The following is an 18,402-nucleotide window of genomic DNA, read 5'->3' on the forward strand; positions in this document are numbered from 1 at the left end:
CAAGCAATCATATCTATTGATTTTTTCTATAGCGGTTGTTGATTTTCAGTGATTAAGGCCTGGATGGTGTTATGGTTTTCCCGTATGGGTTGTGTGGTTGTAATGATAAATATCTGTAAATAAATAATATTTTTTTAGACTTGAAGAAGAAGATCTTAAAATGAGCGGTTTGGCGAAAACCATTTTGATCTCGTTGCTATTTGAAATTCGAAAGAAATATCTTGATTTGTAATTGCATGCAAATGTATGCAATTTGAAGCTTTAGAAATTGAAAACCGGAAGGATCAATCCATGAATATGTCCGAAGTTATGGCCCGCTATCTTCGTGCGGCCGGTGTTGACGTCATGTTCGGCTATCCGGGAGACCCGAGTGTGGAGCTCCTTGAAGGATGCCGGAACGTTGGCATGGATTTCATCCTTGGTCGTCGTGAAGGCACCGCGGGTCTTATGGCCCAGGCATACGGGATGCTGACCGGCAAGCCCGGTGTTGCATTGTCGACCTTGGGCCCGGGGTCAACCAATCTGGTGAACGCGGTTGCCAACGCCTATCTTGATCGCACGCCAATGATTGCGATTTCCGGTCAGATTGATACCAAACGGTTGCCGACTTTTACCCATCAGGTGGTTGATCAGCACAGTCTTTTTACCCCGGTATCAAAATGGGCGACTGAAATCGCGCCTCATACTGTCGGTCATGTCATGCGAAAGGCTCACCGTATTGCCATGGCCCCGCGCAAAGGTCCTGTTCATTTGACGACACCGGCCGATTATGTCGGTGCAGCGGCACTTGATGACGAAATCAAGCTGCCGCCGGTTGATGGTGTTGGTCATGGCGTGGTGGTTTACGGCGAGGATGCTGATCCGGTTGGTTTGATCAACGGGGCCAAGCGCCCGGTTGTTCTTTATGGCATTTCCGCAATGCAGGGGAACGCGGGGGCCGAGATCGCGGCACTGGCCGAAAAAATCGGTGCAGCATTGGTGTCGTCGCCGATGGCAAAGGGCACGGTTGCTGAAACACACCCGTTGTTTGCCGGCGTGCTTGACATGGCATGCAATGCCCAGATGTGGGATTTGGTGCGGTCAGCCGATTTGATTATTGCGGCCGGGTTTGATGGTGTTGAATTAATCAAGGCATGGGATGTGCCCGCACCGGTATTGCATATCGATAATGTCCCCAATACGGATCAGATCTATGAAAGCCCGGTCGAAATGGTGGGGTCGATCAGTCATATTCTGGCATCACTGGTCGAAGATGTTAAAAGTGCCGACGGATTTGGCGCCAAGGCAATCAAGGCGCATCGGGATGCACTTATGGCAGCATATGAGGATGGTCGCGTCTCGGGTGTTCTTAACCCGTCCGATGTGATCGGCGTTGCCAAGGCCGATGCGCCGACCGATACGATTGTGACGGCCGATGTCGGATCGCATAAGCTTTTGGTCGGGCAGGGCTGGACCACGCACAATCCGCGCAGTTGCCTGAATTCCAATGGCCTGTCGTCGATGGGCTTTTCATTGCCGGCGGCGATGGTTGCCAAATACCTTAATCCGGATCGCAATGTCATCTGTTTTACCGGCGATGGCGGGCTTGCAATGGTGCAAAGTGAACTGCGCCTTGCCGCATCTCTTGGCTTGGGACTTAAGGTCGTGGTGTTCTGCGACAATTCTCTCAACCGGATCGAGCTTAAGCAAATGGCACGTCAGTATCCGTCAACCGGCACGGTTATTGAAGATACCGATGTCGTCAAAATGGCAGAATCAATGGCGTGCGACGGCATCATGGTCGAGACAGAACAGGCTCTGGCAGATGCATTGTCTCGACCGGTCTCAAACACACCGCTTGTGATCGGTGCACGAATTGATCCGAAACAATACTGGACGCAGTTCTGATGGTTGAAGCCAGACCACATCATACGGTTTCACCGATTTCTGAATTTGCGACCTATCTGGCAAATATCGGGCAAATGGACATTGACGAACCTGTTTTGCATCAAGCAAGAAGGGCTCTGATTGACTACATAGCAGCCCTTTTGGCCGGAGCGGACAAGGAGCCTGCGACCAACCTGATCCAGGCGCTGGACGAGGAAGTCGGGATCGGACGGTGCAGTGTGACAGGCCATTCCGTGGTAGCTTTGCCGCGTGCAGCAGCTCTTATTAACGGAACTGCGTCACATATCGTCGAATTTGACGATATTTTTCGCGATGGCATTTATCATCCTGGATGTCCGGTGATTGCTGCCGCGATTGCTGCGTGCGAACAGGTCGGGGCAAGTCAGGATACATTGCTTCGATCCATTATTGCTGGATACGAAGTTTCCACGCGGATTGCCGCCGCCATACAGCCATCCCACTACCGGTACTGGCATACGACCGGAACTGTTGGAACGTTCGGGGCAGCTGCCGCCGTAGCAGTTGCATTTGATCTGAATGCAAACCAGGCTGCTCACGCTCTTGCCACTGCCGGGACGTTTGCCGCCGGACTGCAACAGGCGTTTCGATCCGATGCCATGAGCAAGCCCTTGCATGCCGGACGGGCTGCCGAGGGTGGCTATCTTGCCGCTGTTTCGGCAAGGTTCGGTGTGACGGGTGCTTTGGATGTGCTTGAAGGCGATGCCGGATTTGGCGCAGCTATGAGTACGGATGTTGATTGGCAACGTGCGCCCGATGGTTTGGGCGACCAATACAACATCGCACAGATGACAGTAAAAAATCACGGATGCTGTGGTCACACCTTTGCGGCAATCGACGGAGCATTGTATCTGCGTGATCTGCATGGATTTTCGGTTGATGATATTGATTCCATTCGTGTCGGCACATATCAGGTCGCATTGAATGTTACCGGAAACCCGCGCCATACCACGCCGTTCGAAGGAAAATTCAACTTACGTTATGTCGTCGCGCATGCTCTGGTTTTCGGGTCGGTTCGTCTGAATGCGTTCGATGCGAATCATTTGTCAGATCCGGTGATCAAGCGATTGGTCGACAGTACCGAGCTGTTTTGTGACCCGGAGGCGGAAGAAGCGTTCCCCGAAGCACGCGGAGCCCGTGTTTCCATCAGTCTTAAGAATCGACAGATGGTTGAGCATTACCAGTCCACCAGAATTGGCGATCCGGATGCTGCGTTAAGCGATCAGCAGCTTGAGTCCAAGTTCGTCGAGCTTGCCGAAGAGTGTTTGACGCCTGGTCAGGCGCGCGGCCTGCTTGATTTGCTTTGGCAGGTTGGTGGGGGGCGTCCATCTGCGGAAATCGGCACTTTTATTCGGGCTTGTCAGGCATCCGGATAGGGAGGTGTCGGGGGCGATACACCCGTCAGACGACCGACATCGAGAAAAAAGTAATTTGATCAGTTAATCGCTTTGAGTTGACAGGCGAGCGACTGGAGTACAATTTTGCAAAAAAATTGTATGCAAAAGTATGCAATATAAGAGCTGAGAGGGGAGCGTCGACGTGAAAACTCATCATGACCACTACGACGTGCTTGTTGCCGGTGGCGGGCAGGCCGGGCTGATCGCGGCAATCGTTGCGGCGGAAAAGGGGGCTCGGGTTTGTGTTCTGGAAGGTGCGCCGCGCACGCACCGGGGCGGCAATACGCGCCACACACGAAACTTGCGCCCGATGCATCTTGGGCCGTTGTCAGTACTTAGCGGTACATATGACGAAGAAGAATATTGGGAAGATCTTTTGCGTGTGACCAAGGGCAAGACCAATGAAAAGCTTGCCCGCATGACACTTCGCAAATCGACAGAAGCTGTTGACTGGCTCGAAAGCCGGGGGGTGCAGTTCCAGCCGCCTTTGGGTGGGACCCTGCATCTGGGGCGGACCAACGCCTTCTTTATGGGCGGCGGAAAGCAGCTTTTGAATGCGCTTTATCGCCACGCCGAGGGACTGGGCGTTGAAATCCATTATGATGCAATGGTCACCGGGATCACGCTTGAAGACGGTGCGTTCAGGAGCCTGAATGTCGGTGATCAAACCATCACGGCAACGGCCTTTGTCGCGGCTGCTGGCGGGTTTGAGGCCAATATCGAATGGCTGAAAGAAGCCTGGGGCGAAGTTGCCGAGAATTTCCTGATCCGCGGGACCCCGTATAATCGCGGAACGTTGCTGCGCATGTTGCTTGATGCTGGTGTGCAGCAGATCGGGGAGCCTGATCAGTGCCATGCAGTGGCAATTGATGGTCGTGCACCGAAATTTGATGGCGGCATTTGTACCCGTGTCGACTGTGTGTCTCTGGGGATCGTGGTAAATGAAAATGCCGAACGTTTTTATGACGAAGGCGAAGACTTCTGGCCGAAACGCTACGCGATTTGGGGGCGTCTTGTTGCCGATCAACCCAATCAGGTTGCCCATGTGATCATCGATCAAAAGGCAAAGGGCGGCTTCATGCCGCCGGTCTTTCCGGCCGTTGTCGCGGACACAATCCCGGAACTGGCCGAGAAGGTGGGCATTGATCCGGTTCAGCTTGAAAAAACCATCACGGAATATAATGCCGCGGTCCAGCCGGGCAGCTTTGACCATACCGAACTTGATGGTCTGCATACCAAGGGCCTTGCCGTAAACAAAACCAACTGGGCACGGACAATCGATCACCCGCCCTACAGCGCCTATTCGCTGCGTCCGGGGATCACGTTCACCTATCTCGGTGTGGAAGTCAGTGAAAAGGCCCAGGTCCAGATGGCATCGGGCCAGGAATGCCCGAATGTCTTTGCTGCTGGTGAAATCATGGCAGGCAACGTTCTGGGGCAGGGATATCTGGCCGGGATCGGCATGACCATCGGAAATGTATTTGGACGAATTGCAGGAAGCGAGGCTGCGGATTATGCGCTCAACCGATAAAACAACAGAAGCTGCACGGGTGATGTCGATCTGCAATGCCTGTCGCTATTGCGAGGGACATTGCGCGGTATTTCAGGCCATGGAGCTTCGGCTTGAATTCAACGCCGATACGGTCGATTACCTGTCGAACCTGTGTCACAACTGCGGTGCGTGCTATCACAATTGCCAGTATGCGCCGCCCCATGAATTTGCGCTCAATGTGCCAGCTGCCATGGCGGAACTTCGTCAGGAAAATTATGGCGTTTATGCATGGCCGGGTTTCATGGGAAAGCTGTTTGCCAATAACGGTCTTTGGGTAAGTGCGCTTTCGATTGTTGTTATTGCCGCGTTCTTTGCTCTTACCGCGATCCTGACTGGTGCGGACTTCTTTGCTGTGCATGAAAACGCGTTTTACGGCGTGATTTCCCACAATGTCCTTGCCGGAACTTTTGGCGCGGTCGGGTTGTTTGTCCTGATCGCAATTGGGGCATCTGTTACCAGATTCTGGAAAACCATGCGCCTGCCCGGTCCGTTCAGCCTTGATTACGGGCGGGTTCTGCAAGGGGTCAAGGACGCGCTTAGTCTTAAATACCTTGATGGTGGCAATGGGCAGGGATGTTCATATCCCGACGACAAGCCGTCAATGGCGCGTCGCTGGTTCCATCAGATGACCTTTTGGGGATTCATGCTGTGTTTTGCGGCAACTTCGGTTGGTACGGTCATGCATTACGGTTTCAATCTTCCGGCACCTTATGGATATGTCAGCTTGCCCAAGCTGTTTGGTATTCTCGGCGGTATCGGACTGATTGTCGGGCCGGTTGGTCTTTTGATGCTTAAAGCCAAGGCCGACCCGGCGCCCAACGGGAAAACCAACAAGGGCATGGATGTCAGCTTCCTGTTCTTGCTTTTGATGACCAGCGTGACGGGCCTTGCATTGATGCTGGTAAAGGAAACAGCTTTTGTCGGTATGGCACTCAGCATTCATCTGGGCGTTGTCATGACCCTGTTCCTGTCCATGCCCTATGGCAAATTCGTTCATGGCTTCTATCGCCTTGTCGCGTTGATGGTCTTTGCGGTCGAAAAGAACGATCACAGGGCGATTGTCGGCGTGTGCGAGAATAAGGACGCCGCCTGATTGATGTCTTGAGAATCAGGGCTGTAGTCGCATGTGGCCGCGCCAATTCCCGACTTCCGGCTACTGTCGTCACTTTCTACATGGTTTCACGTCCCGCGCCTCATCCATCAATGGCAATGTTTCCGGGGAAATTGAGGCCTGCCAGCTTGAAAAGTATCCATACTTAATTTGACATTATGAAAATAGATTTCATAATTACAAAAAATAGAGGAGGATTCGGTGTCGATGCCCAATCCCGGAAGTGCTTTACCAACAAAAACAGATCTGATCGTTCTGGGAAGTGGTGCCGCTGGGCTTACTGCAGCGCTGACGGCGTCGCTTGCGGGATTGCGCTGTGTCGTGCTGGAACATGCATCTGCGATTGGTGGCACAAGTGCACGGTCATCCGGCACAGTATGGGTGCCGGGGAATATGTATATGCGTGAAGCCGGGATTGATGACGCTGAACTGGCAGCACGTTACGTCGGGACACTGGTGGGGAACCGTGGGGCGGAACAGATGTGCCGACGGTTTCTGAAAATCGCGCCGCGTATGCAGCAAGATCTTGCAGAACGCGCGAATATCGAATTTCGTCCGTTCACAACTGCCCCGGATTACCGACAGGACATCGAAGGTGCTGCACCGGGATGGCGGCCGCTTGAACCGTTGCCATATGACGGACGCAAGCTTGGTTCGATGTTTGAAAAGCTTGCATTGCCGATCCCCGAATTGATGCTGTTTGGCAAATTGATGGTGACGCGGGCAGAGGCGCAAAGCCTTCTGAAGGTGGATCGATCAATTGCCAGTGCCTGGCTTGGGCTGCGTCTGCTCGGACGTTATGCAACTGACAGGATGAAATATCGACGCGGTACGCGGCTTGTCCTTGGCAATGCACTGGTTGCACGTTTGCTTGCGGCTTGTCTTGAAAATGGTGTGTCGTTTTTTTGCGATGTATCTGTCTCGGGATTGCTCAAGGAAAATGGCCGGGTGACGGGCGTTGCCATCGGCAATTCCGGTCACTTCATCATTGCCGATAAAGGTGTGGTGATGGCCGGTGGCGGTTATCCGTCCAGTGCGGACTGGCGCAAGCGTGAGCTTCCAGAACCTGTTGCCGAATATAGCCCGGCTGCGCCAGGTTGTGTCGGCAGCACGATAGAACTGGCCCAAAAGGTCGGTGCCGTGTTGGGAACAAGTGGCGTTGACAACGCCCTTTGGTTCCCGAGTTCGCTCATGCCCCGCAAAGATGGCAGCCAAGCCGTTTATCCCCACATCGTTCTGGATCGTGCCAAACCGGGAAGCATCATTGTCAATCAAAGCGGCAATCGATTTGTGAACGAGGCCGTTTCCTATCACGAATTTGTCCGCGGCATGTATCGGGCCAACGCGACGGAACCCTGCATTCCGGCATGGATGATTTGTAGTCGGAGTTTCATTGCCAAATACGGGCTTGGCCTTATCCGGCCGCGCACGCCGTTTCTCGGGAAATACATAAAGTCCGGCTATTTGATCGAAGGCCGGTCACTGTCCGAACTTGCCGATAAAACCGGGATGTCGGTGGAAGGGCTTGAACAGACAGTCGTGCGTTTTAATGCCATGGCAAAGAACGGCAAAGACCACGACTTTGGCCGTGGTGAAACAATCTATGACCGCAGCAACGGCGATGCGTCGCATGGCCCGAACCCGTGTCTGGGTGTGATTGAAAGCGGTCCGTTCTATGCGGTGAAACTTTATCCAACCCCATTGGGGACCAGTCGTGGACTGGCGACCGATACTCAATCCCGGGTGCTTGATGAAGCTGGTAACCCGATTGATGGCCTGTACGCGTGTGGCAACGATATGCAATCCGTCTTTGGCGGGGAGTATCCCGGTGCCGGGGCGCAACTGGGTCAGGCAATGACATTTGGCTGGATTGCGGCACATCACGCGGCAGGACAGGAAGTTTGACGAAATTTGCGAAAACCCACGAAGGACTTAAAGAACATGGTTAAGAAAAAGGGTGGCGAGATTATTGCTGAATCGCTGATCAAAGAGGGAATTGATCACGTCTTCGGAATTTGCGGGCATGGCAATATCGGTTTGCTTGATTGCCTTTATGATGTGCGTGACGAAGTACGCCTTGTATCCCCGCGTCACGAACAGACTGCGGTGCATATGGCAGATGGTTATTTCCGTGTTTCGCACAAGCCAGCCGCAACGCTGACTTCGACCGGTCCGGGATCTGCCAACCAGATCATGGCACTTGCTGTTGCCCAGACTGACAGCTCTGCGATCTATTCGATCACAGCCAATGTCCCGACATCGCAATTCAACCGTGGTCCTTTTCAGGAACTAAACCAGCACCATCAGGCCGACTTCAATAATGTGATCAAGCCGGTCGTCAAGCGCAGTTTCCAACCAAGTCGGGTTGAAATGTTGCCATTGGCCATGCGTCAGGCGGCCATGACCATGACCACGGGTCGCCCCGGACCGGTCAATCTCGATATTCCCTATAACCTGTTTCAGGAGGAGGCCGAGGTCACCGAAGAAGTCGCCGGATCCAGTTTTGGCAAACGCCGCAGTGGAGCAAGCAACGAGGATGTCGCCAGGGTTGTCGATACCTTGCTGGCCGCAGAACGCCCGGTGATTTTCATTGGTCACGGTGTGACACTGTCCGAGGCATCTGCGGAACTTGCAGCCCTTGCCAAGCGTCTGAACATTCCTGTGATCAGCTCGCCGAACGGCATGGGCTGCATGAATATGTCCGATCCGCTTTCACTTGGCTTTATCGGTCGAAACGGCGCCTATCAGGCGAACCAGGCGGGTCGTCATTCCGATGTGGTTCTGGCGATCGGGGTTCGTTTTGATGACCGTTCTGCATCGTCATGGCGCGAAGGGTATTCGTGGAACTTCCCGAAAACCAAACTGATCCATGTTGATGTTGATCATGCCGAAATCGGTCGTAACTATCTGCCCGATATGGCGATCCTTGCCGATGCAAAGGCCTTTATCACACAGGTTTTGGCTGAACTGGATCGTCGCTCTGTCAGCGAAGGTGACCGGCTGGCAGGATGGCATGCCGACATTGCAGGCTGGAAAGCACAGTGGGACAAGTTTATCGCCCCGGGATTTGAGACCCACTCCAGCCCGATCCGTCCGGAACGCATTGTGGCGGATTGTCGAAAAGTCCTTCCTGATGATGCGATCATTTCGCTTGATTCCGGTATTCATCACAACTGGTTCATGCAGTTCTGGGAAGCTCGCCAGCCGCAGACGATGTTGAATACCTGGGGCTATTCGGGGATGGGCTTTGGACCGAGCTCGATCCTGGGTGCGAAATTGGCGGCACCGGACAAGGTCTGCGTCTCGGTATCGGGTGATGGCGGCTTTACGATGGTTCCGCATGTCCTGTGTACTGCTGTTGAATACAACATTCCGGTCGTTTGGGTGGTTTGGAACAACTTTGCATGGGGTGCCATCCGCGATCTGCAATATGCCTATTTTGATGGCCGGGAATATGGCACCGGCTTTTATGAGGGCGAAAACAAAACGCCCTACAACCCGGACTTTGCCGCATGGGCGCGCGCATCAGGTGTTGCGGGCTATACCGTGACCCGTTCACAGGATTTTGCAGCAACCCTTGAAGACGCCGTGAAGCAGAATAAGCCGGCTCTGATCGATGTGCATGTGGATGCCAATATTCGTCCGCCATCAACCGGTTCGTGGGAACTGCCACCACTGAAACCGAAAGAACCGATATTTGGTGAACCTTGGAAGCCGTGATCAGACACAAACAACCTGGGAGGAAGTCATGACAAAGGAACGCAAAACCTGTATTCGCAACATTGCCGAAGAACCCTGGCAACAATATCCCGGACATTTCGGTTCCGCATTGTCAAAGGCGCTGGTAGCACCCGAGACAACCGGATCACAATTGATGGATTACCGCATTTCGACCTATCAGCCGATGGGCTATGTCGAACGCCATGTCCATAAGGTTCAGGAACAGGTTTATCATATCCTTGATGGTGAAGGCTTGATGGAGATTGATGATGAAAAGCGCGTTGTGCGCAAAAATGACGTTATCTTCATTGCGCCAGGCACCTGGCATTCGATCGTCAATAGCGGTCTAGGCGATCTGACATTCATCGTGGTAACAACACCGGTCAAAGACGAATAACCGATCAAGGCGGATCAGGAATGGCGGTTTCGACGAAAACCAAAAAGAATGCCGATGATAGACCGGCGGAAAAAGGCGGCATCCAGTCACTTGAACGTGCCACGATGCTACTTGATCTGGTGGCCTCAGCCGGGCCGGACGGAATGCCACTAACGGAACTAAGCGAGCGTTCCGGTCTGCATAGCAGTACGGCCTTTCACCTGATCCGTACCCTTGAGAATGTAGGTTTTCTGACCAAAAAAGGTGATAGCAAACGTTATCTGATCGGCAGCAAGATATTCATGCTTGCTGCCGGTGCGATGAATGAAAACGCGTTGTTGCTTGAAGGCACGCCTGTTCTTGCTGCACTCAGCGCCAAGACAGGCGAGGCTTCCCACCTTGCAGTCCGATCAAACAGCGAAATTGTTCTGGTTGCACGCATGGCGGCCAAAGGGATGCTTCAAATGTCGGAACGTACAGGTGTTGTACGTCCGGCCCATGCGACAGCAATAGGTAAAATGTTGCTCAGCAAATGCAATGATGCCGAAATCGAACGTCTTTTGGCGGATATTGATTTTCGGGCCTATACCGAAAATACGCTGACAACTGCTACCAAGCTTCGACGTGAACTAAGTGATATAAGAAAAACCAATGTCGCCCATGACCGGTGCGAATTTGACCCCGATGTGCGCTGTATCGCGGTTCCGGTTTATGATTTCGCCGGGAGATGTGTGGCGGCAATGGGGGTTTCCGGTCCGGTATGGCGCATGTCAGAAGGCATCATTCCCCAACGGATCGAAGAATTGAAAGCCGCGGCGGTGAAGCTTTCAAATGCGCTTGGTGCGGCATCCTGAATTCGTCAGTTATTTTCAGAGTTTCCGCTTCGTCATGCTGATGCTGACGAACATTTTCCAATCATTTTATTGCGCGCTCATTGCCGAGTTTGGCCTGTTTCGGAAAGGGCTCGAACCCCTTGATTGCCGGATTATCAATCAGGTCCTGAACGGCACCTTTGAGCTCGGCAGCGACAATGTTTGTTGCCGGTGTCATGGATTCCGGGGGCAAGGAATACAGGAAGTTGCTGCGTCTCAGATGTGCATCAGAAAAGGCAAGGCAGCGCCACTGTCGGCCACCGTCGGCTTCTTGCATGATGGCTCCTCGTGGCTTGATGGTTGCTGCAATATCCTGATGGACGCAGTTCATCAACAGGGCCAGTGAATCAATTTCTGCGACAACATTCACACCCAATCCGTATTTGGAAAACTCGGTTTCGATACGGCGGCGCAGGCCGTGACTGCTGGTGGGGACAATCAAGGGCAATGCTGCGGCCTCGGCCACGGTGACAGTTGTTTGATCGGGGGGCAGCAACTTGCTGTCTTCGGACAGGAATAAAAACAATTCTTCGACCATCAGCGGTTCAATGATCAACTCATCATCATGTTCGTCATTGAAAAGAACGGCCAGATCAAGCTGGTTCTGATGAATAAGCTGGGCGATATGGCCACTCATGGCCTCGACCACATTGATCAGAATTCCCGGGTATTTTTCACGCAAACGCTTGATCAGATCCAGCCCGACCGCGGCCACAGTTGTTGCCGGAAGTCCGATGGAAACCATCCCCTGAACGGTTTCGTTTTCCGCCTTTGCAATCGAAATCGCCTGATCGAACTGACGCAACACCAAGCGGGCATGATGATAAAGCGCCTGCCCATTCTGATTGGGTTTTACCCCCTTTGATGAGCGGATCAAAAGCGGTTTTCCGACATATTCCTCAAGCTTGGAAATCTGCTGGCTAAGAGCCGGTTGTGCCACAAACAATTGCCTGGAAGCCTTTGATAAGCTTCCGGTTTCCACGATCTTGACGAAGTATCGGAGTTGGCGAATATCCATAGAAATCCCTGGCCGGGCTACTTGGTTATAAGGTGAACTTATACAGGGTTCACTAATCGGTATTTTTCCCGGTTCCTCTCAGTGGGTAAGAATTTACATGGGCGAAAGATTTGTCAATCGCGGGATGTGAATTGACGGCAAACAAGATTGTGCCCGCATTAGGGAGGAAACCATGAATAACGATGACGTGAAGACGAAGTCGGGCTTTGGAGCGGTATCACGCCGTTCAGCTCTGAAGATGGGTGTTGGTCTTGCCGCTGTTTCTGCGATTGGCATGCCGGCCATTTTGCGTGCGCAGGAAGGTCCGATCCGTATCGGGCATCTGACCCCGATGACGGGCTTTCTGGGGACACTTGGCCAATGGGCGGTCGAGGGTATCCAAATGGCAGCCGAAGAAATCAACGCGGCTGGCGGCATCAAAGGCCGCATGCTCGAAGTAAGCTCTGAAGACTCAATCAACCCGGAAACCGCAGCGACCAAGGCACAGCGCCTTCTTGAACGGGACAAGGTTGACTTCCTGATGGGGGAAATCAGCTCTGCTTCGGCACTGGCCATTTCCGAAGTCGCCACGCGCAACAAAAAGCTGTTTATGGCACTGGGGCCGCGTTCGGATGTTTTGCGCGGCGAACGGTGCAGCCCCTACATGTTCTGCACGGACATTCCCAATACCGTAATGGTCAATGCGGTGGGCAGTGCGCTTAAACGTGATGGCATGGTTGATGGCAAAAAGTTCTTTACCATCACCTCGGATTACGTTTTTGGCCATGACCTTCTGGCTGCGGCAAAGAACTTCCTGAGTGCCAATGGCGGTGAACTGATCGGTGATGAACTGGTTGCAACCGATGTGACTGATTTCAGTGCCTTCATTCTGAAAATCCGTCAGGCCCGCCCGGATGTCGTTTGCTTGAACCTTGCCGGTAACCAGGTGACCAACTTTGTTAAGCAATATGCGGAATTTGGTCTGCCATTCCCGACCGTTGGCTTCAACTTGAATACTGCTGATGCTTGGGCCGCCGGTGTTGGCAACCTTGCCGGAACCTGGCCGACCGTCTGGTATGACACCCTTCAAACCCCGGGTTCGCAGGCTTTCGTCAAGGCGTTTCAGACCAAATACGGCAAGACGCCGGAAAACCATGCATGGATCGAATATATAGCGCTCAAGATTGCGGCACAGGCCATGACTGAAACCGGTGGTGCCAACACAGCCGACATGGTCAGCTATTTTGAATCAGGTGCGAAATTCGACATTCTGAAAGATCGCCCGGCTTACTTCCGCGCTGCTGATCATCAGCTGATTCAGGAAGCCTATCCGTTCGCGGTCAAGCCGTCGGGTTCCTATAGCGACGTCCATGACATGATGCAGCTTGGTGCTGCTGTTCCGGGTCCGAATGAACCGCTTGAGGCGATCTATCCGTCGACTGATATGGCGACCTGTAAAGCCTGACGACGTTTGGTCGACCCTGCGATTTGCGGGGTCGACCAACTTTCGAATTGCTCCTGCTGTGCGTGCACAGCCCTTAACCCTGGAAAACCGATGGAATACGTTTTCTTACTTGAACAGGTCGTAAACGGCCTGGTTCAAGGCGGTTACTACTTGCTTATTGCTTTGGGTCTATCGCTGATTTTCAGCGTTGGCGGAATTGTGAACCTGTCGCATGGCGCGTTCTATGCGCTTGGTGCCTATTTTTCGGTGACGCTGGTCAACATGTTCGGGTTTGGGCCGGCTGTTGTCATTTCACCGATCCTTGTGGCGTTTCTCGGGATTGCGTTTGAACGTTTTATCCTGCGCCGCTTTTACCGTGAAGACCCGATCCTGAGCCTTTTGGTTACCTTTGGTCTGGCGATGGTCGCCGAACAGGCGATCCGCATGATCTGGGGGGCAGCACCGCTGTCGGCGGTGTTGCCGCAATGGGTCAAGGGTTCGGTGATTGTCGGTGATTTCCTGTTCTCGAAATATCGTCTTCTGATGTTGCTGGTTGTGGCTCTGATTCTGACCGGATTGTGGTTCCTGATGCACCGGACATCATTCGGTCGTGTGGTTCGTGCCGGGATCGAGCAGCCCGATATGGTCGCGGCACTTGGTATCCGATTGCAGCCTTACATGACCGCGGTGGTGATGCTTGGCGTAGGTTTGGCTGCCCTTGGTGGCGCCCTGTTTGCACCGATCACCATGGTGCATCCGGCCATGGGCGCGGAAATCATCACGATTGCCTTTGTTGTGGTTGTTATTGGGGGGCTTGGCAGCTTTTGGGGCGTAATTGTTGCGGCCCTGTTGGTCGGTGTTTTGCGCGGAGTGACCGTGCACTTCCTCCCCGCCGCATCCGAAGCATCAATGTATGTGCTGATGCTGCTTGTCTTGCTGTTGCGCCCGCGTGGGCTGCTTGGCGAAGCCATCCAGAAGTTTGAGCGGTAATAAGAAAATGATCCTGAAATCACGTACATTAATTGTCGGATTGGCAGCCCTCGTTATTCTGCCGGTCATACTGCCGATGATTGGCCTGACGCTGAGTGCTGCAACCATGGTTGTGATATTCGCGATTGCCGCACTCGGCCTGAATATGATGATGGGCTATACCGGTCTGGTGTCATTTGGGCATGCCGCATGGTTTGGTATTGGGGCTTATGCTGCGGCCCTTTCGCAGCGTCACTGGTTTGATGGGCAGATCATCCTTCCCCTGATATTTGGCATGCTGTTTGTCGGTGTTATGGCAACCGTTCTTGGTGCATTGATGCTACGCCGTCGCGGTGTTTATTTCGCCTTGATGACGCTGGCTCTGTCTGCTTTGACATTTTCGATTGCGTTTCGCTGGACCGAGGTTACCGGGGGCGAGGATGGTCTTGGTGGTATCGAGCGTGGATCGATCGGCCCGATCGATCTAGCCGATAACCTGAACTATTATGTGTTCGTTGCGGTTATCGGATTTGCCGCCCTTTATTTCCTGCTGCGTGTTGTCCAGTCGCCATTCGGCCATGTTCTGGTGGCGATCCGCGAAAATCAGCAACGGGCATCTTTCCAGGGATATGACGTCCAGAAATACAAACTTGCGGTGTTTGTGCTGTCTTCAATGGTCACGGCGCTTGCCGGCGGATTGTCCGGGTTCCAGCATTACATTGTGACCGCTGAGTCGACCTCGATCGAGATGTCTGGCGAGTTGTTGGCGATGGTGGTGATTGGCGGCATGCATGCCAACATCCTTGGCCCGGCTGTCGGTGTTGTTTTCTATGTCCTGTTCCGCGAACTGTTTTCGGAATGGTCGTCTGACTGGCTGTTCTGGTTCGGGCTGACATTCGTTGCCTTTGTGATGTATCTGCCTGGTGGTCTGGTCGGGCTTGGTGAAAAGCTTCTGCGCATCTGGAAGCCACTGCCTGAAGAAACCGCGGCAATGAGCCGACGCAAGATTTACGAAGGTTTGTCTTTGCCGGAATATCTGCGCCCGAAACCGGCCAGCGACACGGTTCTTGACGTTGACGGGATTTCGAAGAATTTTGGCGGGATCAAAGCGGTTCAGAATGTCAGCCTGAAGGTCCGTCCGCGCGAGATCCACGCGTTGATTGGCCCGAACGGAGCCGGCAAAACCACCCTGTTTAACCTTGTTTCAGGGCAACATACCCAGACCGAAGGCAAGGTCACCTTGCTTGGTCAGGAAATTCAGGGCAAAGACCCAGCCGAAATCTGCCATTCAGGCCTTGCGCGATCTTTCCAGATTACGAACCTGTTCGAAGGTTTGACGATTGAAGAAAACCTGCGCCTATCGGCACAGGCCAAACATGGAGCGCGGTTCAATTTCTGGCGCAACATCGATGAATTTGATGACATCAACAAGGACACGGCAGAACTTCTGAAGTTCCTTGGCCTTGAAGGTATCGAGGACATCCGTGCCGGTGATCTGTCCTATGGCGGACAACGTCTTGTCGATCTTGGCATCGCGCTGGCAAGTCGTCCGCAAATCCTTCTGCTTGACGAACCGCTTGCGGGGCTTTCGGCGGCTGAACGTGAACGTGTCGGTCGACTGATCCAGACGATGGCCGAAAACATTCCGATCCTGATTGTGGAACATGACATTGATCGTATTCTTGGCTTTGCCAATGAAGTTACGGTGATGAATGACGGCCAGCATCTTGTGACAGCACAGCCGGCCGAAATTCGTGCAAATGAACATGTTCAGGAAATCTATACCGGATCGGGAGCCGCTGCGATTGCAGCGATGAAATCAACCTTCCCGGCAAAACCGGGCACGGTTTTGAAGGTTGAAAACCTCAATACGTTCTATGGCAAAAGTCACATCCTTAATGATGCCTGCCTTGAAATCGGACACAGCGAAATCGTTGCTTTGCTGGGCCGAAATGGTGCCGGCAAGTCAACCTTCCTGAAAACCATTTGCGGCCTTGTTCAGGCAAAGTCCGGTTCAATTGATTTCGAGGGGCAGGAACTGGTCGGGGTGGAAGCCCACATGGTTGCCCGCATGGGCGTCGGATATGTGCCGCAAGGGCGGGGGCTTTTTGCAGGAATGACCGTCGAGGAAAACCTCGCACTTGGTCGACTGGCCCGGGACACCGATGGCAGCAACGGGACGGTTTGGACGCTTGAAAAAATCTACGAGATTTTCCCGCGTCTGAAGGAACGTCGCTCCAGCCATGCAGATTATCTCTCGGGGGGGGAACAACAGATGCTGGCGATTGCGCGCGCGCTTTCAGGCAATGTCCGTTTGCTCCTGCTTGATGAACCGTTCGAAGGATTGGCGCCGGCTGTCGTCGAGGAGCTTTTCCTCGTTCTCGACAAGCTGCGCGAGCATCTGCCGATCCTGATTGTCGAACATAACCTTGATCTTGTTCTTGCATTGGCCGACCGGGTTTTCGCACTCGAAAACGGCTCGGTCTTCCACGAATGCAAAGCGGAAAAACTTTTGAATGATCTTGAATACCGAAAAGAAGTTCTGTGGTTGTAGAGATGAGGAAGGATAAGAAATTGAGCACAGTAAGCGTAAATAATACTGAGGCCAGCTCATCGGTAACGTGCCACTTGTTGATCAATGGCGAATGGGTGGAAGGTGCGGCAGATACCGTCACGGTTCTGGACAAATATTCCCAAAACCCGATTGCTGTGGCCAATTCGGCCTCGGATGCACAGATTGTCGAGACAATTGATGCTGCTTACGCCGCCTTCAAACGTGGTGCCCCGGACAATTACGAGCGTGGTGCAATCCTTGACCGGGCGGCGGTTCTGATCGAGCAAAATCGCGATGACCTTGCGAAAACCATTCAGGCCGAAGCCGGCTTTACCCGTTCTGACGCCAATGGTGAGGTATCGCGTTGTTTGCAAACTCTTCGTTTGTCTGCCGAGGAAGCCCGGCGTCTGAGCGGGGATGTTGTGCCGATCCAGGGCGCGCCAGGTCAGGCTCATCGCATCGCCTTTACCATGCGGGTACCGCTGGGCGTGGTTCTGGCCGTGACACCCTTTAACTCACCGCTAAACACTGTCATGCACAAGGTTGCTCCGGCATTGGCAGCGGGCAACGCGGTTATCCTCAAACCGTCAAGCAACACACCAATCACCGCATGCAAAATGGCAAAAATCCTGATGCAGGCGGGGGTCCCGCAAGGGTTCCTGTCGGTTCTGCACGGCGGGGCACGGGTTGTGTCCAAGGCCCTTGAGGATCAGCGTATCCGGTTCATTGCCTTTACCGGTAGTACCGAGGTCGGCCGTGCCATTCAGTCAAAGGCGGATTTGCGCCGCACCCAAATGGAACTGGGGTCGATTGCCTTTACCATCATCAATGATGATGCCGATCTTGATGTTGCCCTGCCCAAGGTCGTTTCGGCAGGTTTCCGCAAAGCCGGTCAGGTCTGCACATCCGTGCAGATGTTGATGGTTCAGCGATCTGTCTATGACGAGGTTGTCGCGCGTATGACCGATCTGGTCAAAGCAGTCCCGTACGGGGACCCGGCTGATGACCAAACGGTCACCGGGCCTTTGATCACGGTGGATGCTGCGATCCGTGTTGAAGAATGGATCAAGGAAGCCGTTGCAAAAGGTGCCTGTCAGCTTGTCGGTGGTGCACGCGAAGGTGCGGTGGTGCCGCCAACCCTGCTTGTTGATGTGTCGCGTGATATGCGCGTTGGATGTCAGGAAGTGTTTGGTCCGGTTGTGTCAATCATCCCGTTTGATGATCTCAATGAAGCTATCGAACGTGTGAATTCAACGCCTTATGGTTTGGCCAGCGGCATCTTTACCAACCGGATGTCCGATGCATTCGAGGCGGTGCGCCGTCTGGATGTTGGTGGTGTCCATATCAACGAAACGTCCAGTTCGCGCGTCGATCTGATGCCGTATGGCGGTACGAAGGAAAGCGGATTTGGTCGCGAAGGGCCACATTATGCCGTGCACGAACTGACTGAAGAACGGGTTGTCTCGATCACGGCCTGAAAGGTCTGATCACACAATAAATCAAAC

Annotated in this window: 13 protein-coding genes; 12 read left to right on the forward strand and 1 reads right to left on the reverse strand. The window is 53.4% G+C overall.

All coding sequences use genetic code 11. The annotated features are described in order from the left end of the window. Window positions 1-291 precede the first annotated feature (291 nt). The 8 genes from WA429_RS04505 (at window position 292) to WA429_RS04540 (ending at window position 10,915) form a co-directional block, all read left to right on the forward strand. On the forward strand, window positions 292-1,887 hold the full coding sequence (locus tag WA429_RS04505) for a thiamine pyrophosphate-binding protein (protein WP_287466723.1): 1,596 nt from the start codon (window positions 292-294) through the stop codon (window positions 1,885-1,887). Further along, window positions 1,887-3,281, forward strand: a complete 1,395-nt coding sequence (locus WA429_RS04510) for an MmgE/PrpD family protein (RefSeq protein ID WP_287466722.1) — start codon at window positions 1,887-1,889, stop codon at window positions 3,279-3,281. Before WA429_RS04505 ends, WA429_RS04510 begins: the two co-directional genes overlap by 1 nt. A 163-nt stretch (window positions 3,282-3,444) precedes the next feature. Beyond that, complete coding sequence (tcuA, locus tag WA429_RS04515) at window positions 3,445-4,833, forward strand: FAD-dependent tricarballylate dehydrogenase TcuA (RefSeq protein WP_287466721.1); 1,389 nt, start codon at window positions 3,445-3,447, stop codon at window positions 4,831-4,833. Then, window positions 4,817-5,947, forward strand: coding sequence for a tricarballylate utilization 4Fe-4S protein TcuB (gene tcuB / locus WA429_RS04520; RefSeq protein WP_287466720.1), 1,131 nt, complete (start codon window positions 4,817-4,819; stop codon window positions 5,945-5,947). The genes tcuA and tcuB overlap by 17 nt, the downstream gene beginning before the upstream one ends. Window positions 5,948-6,172: 225 nt before the next feature. After that, window positions 6,173-7,870 carry an FAD-dependent oxidoreductase gene (locus WA429_RS04525; protein WP_287466749.1) on the forward strand — a complete coding sequence of 566 codons (1,698 nt, stop codon included), beginning with the start codon at window positions 6,173-6,175 and terminating at the stop codon, window positions 7,868-7,870. 36 nt (window positions 7,871-7,906) lie between these two features. Further along, window positions 7,907-9,685 carry a thiamine pyrophosphate-binding protein gene (locus WA429_RS04530; protein WP_287466719.1) on the forward strand — a complete coding sequence of 593 codons (1,779 nt, stop codon included), beginning with the start codon at window positions 7,907-7,909 and terminating at the stop codon, window positions 9,683-9,685. A gap of 28 nt (window positions 9,686-9,713) precedes the next feature. After that, on the forward strand, window positions 9,714-10,082 hold the full coding sequence (locus WA429_RS04535) for a cupin domain-containing protein (protein WP_228196301.1): 369 nt from the start codon (window positions 9,714-9,716) through the stop codon (window positions 10,080-10,082). A gap of 20 nt (window positions 10,083-10,102) precedes the next feature. Further along, a complete protein-coding gene (locus tag WA429_RS04540) occupies window positions 10,103-10,915 on the forward strand; it encodes an IclR family transcriptional regulator (RefSeq protein ID WP_287466718.1) in 813 nt (270 codons plus the stop codon). Window positions 10,916-10,976: 61 nt separating this feature from the next. Here the strand turns inward: WA429_RS04540 and WA429_RS04545 are convergent, their stop codons facing one another. Next, window positions 10,977-11,951: a LysR substrate-binding domain-containing protein gene (locus WA429_RS04545; protein ID WP_287466717.1), complete on the reverse strand. Its 975-nt coding sequence runs from the start codon at window positions 11,949-11,951 to the stop codon at window positions 10,977-10,979. A 172-nt stretch (window positions 11,952-12,123) separates the two neighbouring features. On the opposite strand from WA429_RS04545, the gene WA429_RS04550 reads away from it, so the two are divergent. The 4 genes from WA429_RS04550 to WA429_RS04565 all read left to right on the forward strand — a co-directional run bounded on the left by WA429_RS04550 (window position 12,124) and on the right by WA429_RS04565 (window position 18,375). Further along, window positions 12,124-13,395: an ABC transporter substrate-binding protein gene (locus WA429_RS04550; RefSeq protein WP_287466716.1), complete on the forward strand. Its 1,272-nt coding sequence runs from the start codon at window positions 12,124-12,126 to the stop codon at window positions 13,393-13,395. A gap of 90 nt (window positions 13,396-13,485) precedes the next feature. After that, the gene (locus WA429_RS04555; RefSeq protein ID WP_068518780.1) at window positions 13,486-14,364 is read left to right on the forward strand and encodes a branched-chain amino acid ABC transporter permease; all 879 of its coding nucleotides are present in this window, start codon (window positions 13,486-13,488) and stop codon (window positions 14,362-14,364) included. Window positions 14,365-14,371: 7 nt separating this feature from the next. Next, a complete protein-coding gene (locus WA429_RS04560) occupies window positions 14,372-16,897 on the forward strand; it encodes a branched-chain amino acid ABC transporter ATP-binding protein/permease (RefSeq protein WP_287466715.1) in 2,526 nt (841 codons plus the stop codon). Between the two features lie 20 nt (window positions 16,898-16,917). Further along, window positions 16,918-18,375, forward strand: coding sequence for an aldehyde dehydrogenase family protein (locus tag WA429_RS04565; protein ID WP_287466714.1), 1,458 nt, complete (start codon window positions 16,918-16,920; stop codon window positions 18,373-18,375). The last annotated feature ends 27 nt before the right edge of the window (window positions 18,376-18,402 follow it).

It is taken from the genome of Thalassospira sp. CH_XMU1420-2, assembly GCF_037029325.1.
GTDB lineage: Bacteria > Pseudomonadota > Alphaproteobacteria > Rhodospirillales > Thalassospiraceae > Thalassospira > Thalassospira povalilytica.